Raw genomic sequence first — 11,736 nt, 5'->3', positions numbered from 1 at the left:
ATGATTAGCGCCATCTATCGGGCACAAGAGAGAAGGCATGGGGCGCAACCGGCACGCGTCGGCCCCGCTTCTCGTTGGGGCCCGGCTCTCCTGAACGCTGCATTACGCTAGATACCCCACGACCAACCGTGCGACTGTCCTCGATCAAGCTGGCGGGCTTCAAGTCCTTCGTCGATCCCACCAATTTTCAAGTGCCCGGCCAACTGGTCGGCATCGTCGGTCCCAACGGCTGCGGCAAATCGAACATCATCGATGCGGTGCGCTGGGTGCTGGGCGAGTCGCGCGCCTCCGAGCTGCGCGGCGAGTCCATGCAGGACGTGATCTTCAATGGCTCCACCGCGCGCAAACAGGCTGGCCGCGCCAGCGTCGAACTGGTGTTCGACAACCCTGAGGGGCGCGCCGGCGGGCAATGGAGCCAATACGCCGAAATCGCCGTCAAGCGGGTGCTGACCCGCGACGGCACGTCCTCCTACTACATCAATAACCAAGCCGTGCGCCGCCGCGATATCCAGGACATCTTCCTGGGCACCGGCCTGGGGCCGCGCGCCTACGCCATCATCGGGCAGGGCATGATCTCGCGCATCATCGAGGCCAAGCCCGATGACATGCGGATCTTCCTGGAAGAAGCCGCAGGAGTGTCCAAGTACAAGGAACGCCGCCGCGAAACCGAAAACCGCCTGTCCGACACGCGCGAGAACCTGACCCGCGTGGAAGACATCCTGCGCGAGCTCGGCACCAACCTGGACAAGCTCGAAGGGCAGGCCGAAGTGGCCCAGCGCTTCAAGACCTTGCAGTCCGACGGCGAGGAAAAGCAGCACCTGCTGTGGCTGCTGCGCAAGCGCGAGGCCCAGGCCGAGCAGGAGCGGCACACGCGTGCCATCGAGCAGGCACAGATCGACCTGGAAGCGCAAACCGCGCAACTGCGTCACGTCGAGGCCGAGCTCGAGACCATGCGCGCAGCGCATTACGCCGCCTCTGACAATATGCACACCGCGCAGGGCGGCTTGTACGAGGCCAATGCCGAGGTCAGCAAGCTCGAGGCCGAGATCCGCTATGTGGTGGAGTCGCGCAACCGTGTGCAGGCGCAGATCGCCGCACTGACGGCGCAGCGCGAGCAGTGGCAAGGCAAGGCCGAGCAGGCTACCGATGCCCTGGCGCAGGCCGAGGAAGAGCTGGCGGTGGCCGAAGGCCGCACCATCGAAGCCCAGGAGGCCGTGGCGCACAAGACCGATGAGCTGCCCACGCTGGAAGCCCAGTGGCGCGATGCCCAGGTGCTGTCCAACGAGCAGCGCGCCAGCATCATGCAGGCTGAGCAGGCGCTCAAGCTGGAGGCCGCGCAGCAGCGCAGCGCCGACCAGATGCTGCAGCAGCTGGAGCAACGCCGCGAGCGCTTGTCCGGGGAAGAAAAGGGGCTGGACCGCCCCGATGAAACCCGCCTGGAAGAGCAACGCGCCGAGCTGGCCGAACAGGAAGCCGTGCTGGAAGAGGCGCAGGCCATCCTGGCTGACTCCGCCGACAGCGTGCCGCGCCTGGACGGCGAGCGCCGCAGCGCGCAGGAACGCGTGCAGCGCGAGGCCGCCGCGATCGGATCGCTGGAAGCGCGCCTGGCCGCGCTAAAGCAGTTGCAGGAAAACGTGCAGACCGAAGGCAAGGTGCAGCCCTGGCTGGCCAAGCACGGCCTGGCCGAACTGCCGCGCCTGTGGAAGAAGCTCCATATCGAGCCGGGCTGGGAAAGCGCGCTGGAATCCGTGCTGCGCGAAAAGCTCGGCGCGCTCGAAGTCTCCAACCTGGACTGGATCAAGTCCTTCCTGTCCGACGCGCCGCCCGCCAAGCTGGCCTTCTACTCGCCGCCGCCGGCCGCGCGCCCGCAGGAAATCCCCGCCGGCATGCGTCCGCTGATGGCGCTGGTGCAGATCACCGAGCCCGGCATCCGGGCCGTGATGCAGGACTGGCTGGCCGATATCTACATCGCCACCGACATGGCGTCGGCGCTGGCCCAGCGTGCCACGCTGCCCGAAGGCGCGTCGTTCGTCGTGGCCGAGGGCCATCTGGTGGGCCGCAGCTCGGTCCACCTCTATGCGGCCGATTCCGAACAGGCCGGCATGCTGGCCCGCGAGCAGGAAATCGAAAACCTGCAGAAGCAGGCGCGCGCCCAGCTGCTGCTGTCCGACGAAGCCAAGAGCCAGGCGGTTCGCGCCGAGGCTGCCTACACCCAGGCCAGCGCCGCGCTCACCGAGGCCCGCGGACGCAGCGAGCAGGCCACACGCCGCGTGCACGCGCTGCAGATGGATGTGCTCAAGCTGTCGCAGGCCATGGAGCGCTACGCCGCGCGCAGCGGCCAGATCCGTGAGGAACTGGCCGAAATCGCCGCGCAGATCGAAGAGCAGCGCGCCATCCGCGCCGAGTCCGAAGCCAGCTTCGAGCAGCACGACGCCGCGCTGGCGGAGATGCAGTCCACGCACGAAGACCACCAGATGGCCTTCGAGGCGCTGGACAGCAAGCTGTCATCGGCGCGGCACCAGCTGCGCGACTTCGAGCGCGCGGCGCAGGAAGCGCTGTTCGCCGAGCGCAACCTGGCTAACCGCATCGACGAGCTGCGCCGCAATATCCAGACCGCGGGCGACCAGTCGGAGCGTCTTGCCCAGTCGCTGGAAGATGCCCGCGTCGAGCTGGAAACCATCAATGAGCAGACCGCCCACACTGGCCTGCAGGATGCGCTGGAGCGCCGTGCCGAGAAGGAAGAAAAACTCCAGCTCGCCCGCACCGAGCTCGATGCGCTGTCGGCGCAGTTGCGCCAGTACGACGACCAGCGCCTGGCCGCCGAGCGTAGCCTGCAGCCGCTGCGCGACCGCATCACCGAGTACCAGTTGAAGGAACAGGCCGCGCGCCTGAACCAGGAGCAGTTCAGCGAGCAACTGACGACCGCCGAGGTGGACGAGGCAGTGCTGGCCGAGAAGCTCACGCCCGATCTCAAGCCCTCCTACCTGCAGGGTGAGGTCACGCGCCTGAACAACGCCATCAACGCGCTCGGGCCGGTGAACATGGCCGCGCTGGACGAACTGGCGGCGGCGCGCGAGCGCAAGACTTTCCTCGATGCGCAGTCGGCCGACCTGATCGACGCCATCACCACGCTGGAAGACGCGATCCACAAGATCGACCAGGAAACCCGCGCGATGCTGCAAGGGACCTTCGACCAGGTCAACCATCACTTCGGCGAGCTGTTCCCGTCGCTCTTCGGTGGCGGGCAAGCCAAGCTGATCATGACCGGCGACGAAATCCTCGACGCCGGCGTGCAGGTGATGGCGCAGCCGCCAGGCAAGAAGAACTCGACCATCCACCTGCTGTCGGGCGGTGAGAAGGCCCTGACGGCCATCGCGCTGGTGTTCGCCATGTTCCAGCTCAACCCGGCGCCGTTCTGCCTGCTCGACGAGGTGGACGCGCCGCTGGACGATGCCAATACGGAGCGCTACGCCAATATGGTGGCGCGCATGTCGGACAAGACCCAGTTCGTCTTCATTTCCCACAATAAAATCGCAATGGAAATGGCACACCAGTTGATTGGCGTGACGATGCAAGAGCAAGGTGTATCGCGTATCGTCGCCGTGGATATGGACGCAGCGCTCTCGATGGCGGAGGCAGCATGACGCTCCAGACCGCCCTGATCGTTGCAGGCATTGTCCTGCTGCTGCTGGTAGTCGCCTACAACCAGTGGCAGATCCGCAAGGCGCGCCGCCCGCGCGCGCTGCAGCCCGAAGACGACCTGCCGCCGATGCGCGAGCCGGTGGTAAGCCCGGTGGTCAAGCCGGAAGTCAGCGCCAAGCTGCACGAGCCATTGCCCGAGCATCAGGTCGAGCGGCGCGAGCCCACGTTGTCGGCTTCGCCGCTGGACGCCGCCGCCGTGGCGGCTGGCATGGCCGCCAGCTCAGCCGATGCCGACGAAGCCCTGGCGGATGAAGTCGCCGTTGCCGCGGCGCCGTCGTCGGTCCATGCGCCCCATGCGGCTGCCGGCAAGCCCGTGCATGCCGAGGAGGCGGGAGAGTCTGCCGGGCCCGCCGAATCGCATGACGTTGCAGACCATGAAGAATACGCAGAACATGCGGAGCACGCGGAACGAACCGAACAGATAAAGCCCAAGCAAGAGGCCGCGCCTGCCAAGGCAGCGCAGCTGGAGGCCGTTGCGCTCGATGGCCAGCCCACACCGGCCGTCATCGATCCGCTGATCGACTGCATCGTGCCGCTGCACCTGGAGCGCAAAAGCTCGGGCGATCGCATCCTGCCGCTCACCGGCCGCCTGCGCCGTGCGGGGACCAAGCAGGTGCACATCGAAGGCCTACGCAGCGAAGCCAATGCCTGGGAGCCGGTCACCGCCGGCCATCAGTACGAAGACCTGCAGGTAGCGGTGCAGCTTGCCAACCGCGGCGGCGCGCTCAATGCGCTCGAGTTTTCGGAGTTCGTCAATGCGGTGGAAGCGCTGGCAGAAGCGCTCGACGCCTCGGCCGATCTGCCCGACATGACCGAGACGGTCGCCAACGGCCGCGAGCTGGATGCGTTTGCCGCCAGTTGCGATGTGCAGCTTGGCGTCAACGTGATCTCCGACGGCGCGCCGTGGTCGGCCGCTTATGTGCAGACGGTGGCGACCCAGGACGGGCTGGTCCTGTCGCGGGACGGCACTCGCTTCACGCGCTATCAGGCCAACGCCGAGGGCGTGCAGCGGGCGCTGTTTACGCTGCAGTTCGGCGATACCAACTTCCTGCGCGATGACCTCACGGCCAAGGCCGGCCGCCAGATCACGCTGCTGCTCGATGTGCCGTCCGCGGCGCAGGCGACCAAGCCGTTCAAGACCGTGTGCGAGTACGGCTACAGCCTGGCGCAGCGCATGGGCGCGCAACTGGTCGACGACAATATGCGGCCGTTGAGCGAATCGTCCTTCGTCGCCATCTTCGGCCAGCTTCAAACACTCTACGACAAGCTGGAAGCCCGCGGCATGCCCGCGGGCTCGCCGGTGACGCTACGTTTGTTCAGTCTCTGATACGCCAGTTCGGCATCGACGATAACGACGACAACGGATTCAGCCCTTCAGCATGAGCACCAAACCAGAAGGTGCGGCGGCGCAAGCCCCCGCGCCTGTCAGCGATTCTCCCGCCGCGCGCGCCGACTGGCTGCGCGCCGAGCTGGAGCGCCACAATTACCAGTACTACGTCCTCGATGCGCCGTCGGTGCCCGATGCCGAGTACGACGCGCTGTTCCGCGAATTGCAGGACATCGAGACCAGGCATCCCGAATTGCTGACACCTGAGTCGCCCACGCAGCGCGTGGGCGGCCAGCCGCTGTCAGCCTTCGATACGGTGCGCCACGCCATCCCGATGCTGTCGCTCAACAACGGCTTCGAGGATGAGGATGTGCTGGCCTTCGACCGTCGTTGCGCGCAGGGGCTGGGGCGTGCCGCCCCAGCCGAGGGCGCGGCCGACCTGTTCAGCGCCGCCGAGGCGGTGGAGTATGCCTGCGAGCTGAAGTTCGATGGCCTGGCCATGTCCTTGCGCTACGAGGCCGGCCGGCTGGTGCAGGCCGCCACCCGCGGCGACGGCGAAACCGGCGAGGACGTGACCGTCAACGTGCGCACCATCAAGGCGATTCCGCTGCGCTTGCGCGGGGAAGCTGAGGCCTTGCCGGCGGTGCTGGAAGTGCGCGGGGAAGTCTTCATGTATCGCCGCGAATTCGACAAGCTCAATGCGCGGCAGGCCGAGGCCGGGGAAAAGACCTTCGTCAATCCGCGTAATGCCGCCGCCGGCAGCCTGCGCCAGCTGGATCCACGCATCACCGCCAAGCGTCCGTTGTCGTTCTTTGCCTACGGGCTGGGCGAGCTGCAAGGCGCGCCGCGTCCCGAGACGCACAGCGCCATGCTCGACTGGTTCGCCGGGTTTGGCATGCCGGTCTGCACGGAGCGCGAAGTCGTGCGGGGCGCGGACGGCTTGCTGAGCTTTTATCGCGGCGTGGGCGAGCGGCGCGCGGCGTTGCCCTACGACATCGACGGCGTGGTGTACAAGGTCAATGCGCTGGCCGAGCAGGAGCGCCTTGGCTTCGTGTCGCGCGCGCCGCGCTTCGCGCTGGCGCACAAGTTCCCGGCCCAGGAAATGACCACGGTGGTTGAAGACATCGAGGTGCAGGTTGGCCGCACCGGCGCCATCACGCCGGTAGCGCGGTTGGCGCCGGTGTTCGTGGGCGGCGTGACGGTGACCAATGCCACGTTGCACAACGAGGACGAAATCCGCCGCAAGGACGTGCATATCGGCGATACCGTGATTGTGCGGCGCGCGGGCGACGTGATTCCCGAAGTGGTGGCGGTGGTGCCGGAGCGCCGGCCCGCCGACGCACGCGCCTTCGTCATGCCCACCGCATGCCCGGTGTGCGGATCGCACATCGAGAAGCTGGAAGGCGAGGTGATCGCGCGCTGCACTGGTGGGCTGATCTGCGCGGCTCAGCGCAAGCAGGCGCTGCTGCATTTCGCGCAGCGCCGCGCCATGGATATCGAAGGCCTGGGCGACAAGGTGGTCGAGCAACTGGTCGACATGGCTATCGTGCACACGCCGGCCGATCTCTACAAGCTCGGCGTCGCCAAGCTGGCCGCGCTGGACCGGATGGCCGACAAGTCGGCCACCAACCTGGTGGCAGCCATCGAGGCGTCGCGCGAGACCACGTTCAACCGCTTTATCTTCTCGCTTGGCATCCGCCATGTGGGCGAAGCGACGGCCAAGGACCTGGCCAAGCATTTCGGCAAGCTCGATGGGCTGCTGGCAGCCGACGAGGCCGCCTTGCTGGAGGTCAACGACGTGGGGCCGGTGGTGGCGCAGTCCATCGCCAACTTCCTGGCCGAGCCGCACAATGTGGAAGTCATCGAGCAACTGCGTGCAGCCGGCGTGCACTGGCCGGAAAGCGAGCCGGCGGAGCGCGCCGCGCCCGCGCCGCTGGCCGGCAAGACGTTCGTGCTGACTGGCACGCTGCCCACGCTGTCGCGCGAAGACGCCAAGGAAAAGCTGGAAGCGGCCGGCGCCAAGGTGGCCGGCTCGGTGTCGAAGAAGACCGACTATGTGGTGGCTGGCGCGGAAGCCGGCAGCAAACTGGAAAAGGCCGAGGCGCTCGGCGTGCCCGTGCTGGACGAGGCCGCCTTGCTGGCTTTGCTGGCCGAGCTTAATACCGGAGATCAAGCATGATCCGTGACATTCTCAAGATGGGCGACCCGCGCCTGCTGCAGGTAGCGCGCCCTGTCACGCGCTTCAACACGCCCGAGTTGCGCATCCTGATCGACGATATGTTCGACACCATGGATCACGCCAATGGTGCTGGCCTGGCCGCGCCGCAGATCGGCGTGGACCTGCAGGTGGTGATCTTCGGCTTCGACCGCAATCCGCGCTATCCCGACGCCCCCACCGTGCCCAAGACCGTACTGATCAATCCCGAGCTGACGCCGCTTGGCGAGGAGCAGGATGAAGCCTGGGAAGGCTGCCTGTCGGTGCCGGGGCTGCGCGGGGTGGTGCCGCGTTTCACGCGCCTGAAGTACACCGGCTTTGACTTGATGGGCGGGCGCATCGAGCGCGTGGCCGAGGATTTCCACGCGCGCGTGGTGCAGCATGAATGCGACCACCTGCAGGGCATCCTCTATCCCATGCGGGTGACGGACTTCACGCGCTTCGGATTTACCGATGTGCTGTTCCCCGACCTGCCTCCGAATAGCGATGACTGACTGGCGACGACTGACCCGCGACGACTGATCAGCGATTGCCCTGGCGGCGATGGCGTGCCGCGATGCGGTGGGTCAGGGCGACCAGTGCCGCGCAGGCGGGATTGTCGTCGCGCTCCCGGTAAGCCAGCGTCAGCGGCGCGCGCAGCTGGTCGGCTTCTTCCATGCGGCGATAAGCCACGCCGTGCGGGTTGAGCCCGGCCATCGAGGCTGGCACCACGGTCACGCCGGCGCCGGCGGCTACCAGGTTCAGGTTGCTCAGCATGCGCTCGACTTCAGCGCCCACGCGCGGCGTGAAGCCCAGCCGCTCGCACACCTTCAGCAGATCGCCATACATGCCCGGCGCGCCCGGGCGCCGCACCAGGATGAACGCATCGTCTGCCAGCGCGCGCAGCGAGATGGCTTCCTGGGCTGCAGCGTGGGCCGGCGCGCCGCGCTTGCGCAGCAGCGGATGGTCCAGCGGCAGCGCGATCACCATTTCCTCTTCCAGCAGCAACTCGAAACGCAGGCCTTCGGGGCGTCCCACCGGCGCGCGCAGCAGTGCGACATCGAGCGTGCCCGCGGTGAGTTGCTCGATGACCTCGGCGGCGTTGTTCTCGCTGAGCTTGAGCGCGATGCCGGGAAAGCGGCGGCGGCAGGCGCGCAGTACCTCGGGCGTCAGCTTATGCGCGGCTGCCGAGCTGGTGAATCCGACCGATAGCATGCCTTGCTCGCCGCGCGCCATGCGTTGCATGCGCTGGCGCATCTGGTCCAGGCGCGCGAAGATGTCTAGCGCGTCGGTACGCAGCGCGTGCCCGGCGGCGGTGAGCGCCACACCGCGCGGCTGGCGCTCGAACAGGATCACGCCTAGCTCCGTCTCGAGCGCCTTCAACTGTTGCGACAGCGGAGGTTGCTGGATGCCGAGCTGCTCGGCGGCGCGCGTGATGTGGCCGGTTTCGGCTACCGCGAGAAAGTAGCGAAGGTGTCTCAGTTCCATGGTGTCTTTGCGGGCCGGGCGCTGTAGAAGGCATATCTTTTCGATATGTATTTCCACTGTGGCATATATTTTACATCCAGGTCGCGGGAGCCTAGGATGACACGGCTTTACGAACGAAAACACGGGCGCGCGCCAGGCGGCGCGCCGCATCGAGCACCGGGAGACAGGACATGAAAACACTTCGCCTTGCGCATTGCGCATCGATTGCACTGATTGCGCTAGCCGGGGCGGCCCAGTTTGGCTGCGCCGCCCCGGGCGTGGACAGTGCCGCGAGCGCGAAGCAGGCCGCGCCGGCGCCCGGCACGGCGGCGCAAGCTGCCGCGCCCCAATGGCAGCGGGTCAGGCTCGGCGCGGGCGCTGGCGCCTACGATTTTCCGGTCTACGCCAACCATCCGCTGGACGCGGACCTGCGCGGCATCCGCGAGGTGATCTTCGTCCAGCACGGGCTGCAGCGTAACGGCGACGACTACTTCGCGGCCGGCGCGGCGCTGCTCAAGCAAACCGGGCGCAATCCCGACGAGGTGCTGCTCATCGCGCCGAACTTCCCCGGCACGCCGGATGCGGCCAAGGGCAAGCATTTCGACGGCATGCCGATATGGAGCGTGCAGGGCTGGATGAGCGGGGAGGATGCGGTCAACCCGCCGTTCTCGGTCAGCTCGCTGCAGGTGCTGGACGATCTCGTCGGCATGGTGACCAACAAGGCCCGTTTTCCGGCGGTGACCCGCGTGACGGTGGCCGGCCACTCCGGTGGCGCGCAACTGGTGCATCGCTATGCGGTGCTGAACAATGTCGACGAGCGTATCCGCGCGGGCGGCATCGATCTGCGCTACGTAGTGGCGAATCCTTCGTCGTATCTGTATTTCACGCCGGAGCGCCCACGCGGCAAGGGCTTTGCGCCCTATGACACGGCCATTTGCGCGGACTACGACAAATACCGCTACGGCATGCGCGACATGGTGCCCTATGCGCGCGGTGCGACCGGCGATGCGCTGTTCCGCCGCTATCTCCAGCGCCAGGTGACCTACCTTGTGGGCTCGGAAGATAACGACCCCAACCACCGCGTGCTCGACAAGGCCTGCGGCGCCGAGGCCGAAGGCCCGACCCGGCTGGAGCGCGCGCGCGGCTACCTGCGCTACGCGCAGTACCTTGCTGCGCCGATGGGCAGCCAGCGCCCGCCGGTGCGCCACCAGGCGTTCGAGGTGGTAGGCGTCGGGCACAACCAGCACCGGATGCTTGGCTCGCAATGCGGCGCCAAGGCAGTGTTCGGGCTGGCGGAGACGGCCAATGCGGACGGCGCGGCTTGCCGTGCGCCGCGGCTGTGAAGCGATTGGCGCAGGGCAGGGCGCCCGCTTGAGGCATGGCTTGAGGCATTGGCTATGCGAGGCCGCTGGGTTTGTCCCGGCGGCCAGACCGGGCAAGCGATGCTAGGGTGTCGAGTGCCACGTGCCTGGCAATGGCACGGCGCGTGGCATCATGCGATCGAGCCGGTGAGTATGCGGCTCGGCAGATGCGCGCTGGTGGCCATGGCGGCCGCCAGCTTGCTTTTTCGCCTGGCGCTCAGAACTTCTCGAAGGCGCCGAGGAAGCGCCACTGGCCCACCGGCAGGTCGCCCAGCACGATGCGGCCCATGCGCACGCGCTTCAGTCCCACGACCCGCAGGCCAACCTGTTCGCACATGCGGCGGATCTGGCGCTTCTTGCCTTCGCGCAGGACGAAGCGCAATTGCTCCTCGTTCTGCCAGCTCACCTTGGCCGGCTTGAGCGCTTCGCCATCCAGCGACAGGCCGTGGCGCAGCTTCTCGATCAGTTCCACCGGGAACACGTGCGAGATGTCGCGCTCGACCAGGCCTTCCGGCGAATCCCAGCTCACCCGCACCAGGTATTCCTTCTCGACGGTCGAATCCTCGCCGATCAGGTGGCGCGCAACGCGGCCGTCCTGGGTCAGCACCAGCAGGCCGGTGGAGTCGATGTCGAGCCGGCCGGCAGGTGCCAGGCTCTTGCGCTGCCACGGGGCAAAGCGCTTGCGGGTGGGGTCCAGCTCCCACTGGTTTTCCGGCGCGAACAGCACGGCGGCGGGCTCATAGCCATCTTCGGCCTGGCCCGACACGTAACCGACCGGCTTGTGCAGCAGCACGGTCACGCGTTCGCCTTGCTCGGAGCGTGCAGCCTGGTGGATCTCGATATTGGCGTCCGGGCTGATGCGCGAGCCCAGTTCGGTGACGGGCTGCCCGTCGACCAGTACCCAGCCGCGCGGAATCCATTCATCGGCTTCGCGGCGCGAGCACAGGCCGAGTTCCGACATCCGCTTGGACAGGCGTACCAGGCCATCCGAGCTGGGCTGGGGCGCGTTCTGTACGGGTGCGCCACGTTCCGTACGTTCCGCACGGGCGCCCTGGTAGTCACGCTGGCCGGCATCGCCGGCGCGGCGCGGACGGTCATTGTCGCCACCGTGAGCGGGACGGCGAGGGCGGTCGTCGCCCTGGCCCGCAAAGCGGCGCGGACGGTCCTGGCCTTCGCCGGGGCTGAAGCGGCGTGGACGATCGTTGCCTTCGCCTGGGCCGAAATTGCGTGGACGATCATTGCCTTCACCGGCAAAGCGGCGGGGACGGTCCTGGCCTTCGCCTGGGGCGAAACGCCGCGGACGGTCATTGCCTTCGCCAGCAAAGCGGCGGGGGCGATCCTGGCCTTCGCCAGGGGTGAAACGGCGCGGACGGTCCTGGCCTTCGCCGGAGCCGAAACTGCGCGGGCGGTCGTTGCCTTCGCCAGCAAAGCGGCGAGGCCGATCCTGGCCTTCGCCCGGGGTGAAACGGCGCGGACGGTCCTGGCCTTCGCCGGAGCCGAAATTGCGCGGGCGGTCATTGCCTTCGCCAGCAAAGCGGCGGGGGCGATCCTGGCCTTCACCCGGGGTGAAACGGCGCGGACGGTCCTGGCCTTCGCCGGAGCCGAAATTGCGCGGGCGGTCGTTGCCTTCGCCAGCAAAGCGGCGAGGCCGATCCTGGCCTTCGCCCGGGGTGAAACGGCGCGGA

The 11,736-nt window shown here is 67.3% G+C and carries 7 protein-coding genes; 5 read left to right on the top strand and 2 right to left on the bottom strand.

Annotation, left to right across the window (positions count from 1 at the left end):
* The first annotated feature begins 128 nt into the window (after positions 1–128).
* From smc to def, 4 genes are read left to right on the top strand one after another with little or no spacing between them, the layout of a single operon-like run.
* Complete coding sequence (gene smc / locus AC07XB_RS03695) at positions 129–3,644, top strand: chromosome segregation protein SMC (RefSeq protein ID WP_492808602.1); 3,516 nt, start codon at positions 129–131, stop codon at positions 3,642–3,644.
* Positions 3,641–5,029 carry a cell division protein ZipA C-terminal FtsZ-binding domain-containing protein gene (locus AC07XB_RS03690; RefSeq protein ID WP_492826364.1) on the top strand — a complete coding sequence of 463 codons (1,389 nt, stop codon included), beginning with the start codon at positions 3,641–3,643 and terminating at the stop codon, positions 5,027–5,029. The genes smc and AC07XB_RS03690 overlap by 4 nt, the downstream gene beginning before the upstream one ends.
* Positions 5,030–5,081: 52 nt before the next feature.
* The gene (gene ligA / locus AC07XB_RS03685; RefSeq protein ID WP_492826362.1) at positions 5,082–7,208 is read left to right on the top strand and encodes an NAD-dependent DNA ligase LigA; all 2,127 of its coding nucleotides are present in this window, start codon (positions 5,082–5,084) and stop codon (positions 7,206–7,208) included.
* Entirely contained in the window at positions 7,205–7,738 is a 534-nt protein-coding gene (gene def / locus AC07XB_RS03680; RefSeq protein WP_492371695.1) for a peptide deformylase, read from the top strand. The genes ligA and def overlap by 4 nt, the downstream gene beginning before the upstream one ends.
* A gap of 28 nt (positions 7,739–7,766) precedes the next feature.
* On the opposite strand, the gene AC07XB_RS03675 is transcribed toward def, so the two are convergent.
* Positions 7,767–8,711: a LysR family transcriptional regulator gene (locus AC07XB_RS03675; protein WP_492826360.1), complete on the bottom strand. Its 945-nt coding sequence runs from the start codon at positions 8,709–8,711 to the stop codon at positions 7,767–7,769.
* A 170-nt stretch (positions 8,712–8,881) separates the two neighbouring features.
* Between AC07XB_RS03675 and AC07XB_RS03670 the strand changes: the two genes are divergently transcribed.
* Complete coding sequence (locus AC07XB_RS03670) at positions 8,882–10,033, top strand: hypothetical protein (protein WP_492826358.1); 1,152 nt, start codon at positions 8,882–8,884, stop codon at positions 10,031–10,033.
* Between the two features lie 235 nt (positions 10,034–10,268).
* Here AC07XB_RS03670 and AC07XB_RS03665 read toward each other — a convergent pair.
* Positions 10,269–11,736, bottom strand: a 1,468-nt coding sequence (locus tag AC07XB_RS03665; protein ID WP_494752785.1) for a pseudouridine synthase, incomplete at its 5' end; no start/stop codon positions are given.

It is taken from the genome of Cupriavidus sp. GW821-FHT02F09 (assembly GCF_059421605.1).
Note: the sequence above shows the minus strand (reverse complement) of the source record. Positions and strands in the feature narration are given on the sequence as shown.

Bases quoted from the DNA above. Each gene is read 5' to 3' on its own strand.
- AC07XB_RS03690 (WP_492826364.1), top strand. From the start codon at position 3,641: ATGACGCTCCAGACCGCCCTGATCGTTGCAGGCATTGTCCTGCTGCTG.
- ligA (WP_492826362.1), top strand. From the start codon at position 5,082: ATGAGCACCAAACCAGAAGGTGCGGCGGCGCAAGCCCCCGCGCCTGTC.
- def (WP_492371695.1), top strand. From the start codon at position 7,205: ATGATCCGTGACATTCTCAAGATGGGCGACCCGCGCCTGCTGCAGGTA.
- AC07XB_RS03675 (WP_492826360.1), bottom strand. From the start codon at position 8,711: ATGGAACTGAGACACCTTCGCTACTTTCTCGCGGTAGCCGAAACCGGC.
- AC07XB_RS03670 (WP_492826358.1), top strand. From the start codon at position 8,882: ATGAAAACACTTCGCCTTGCGCATTGCGCATCGATTGCACTGATTGCG.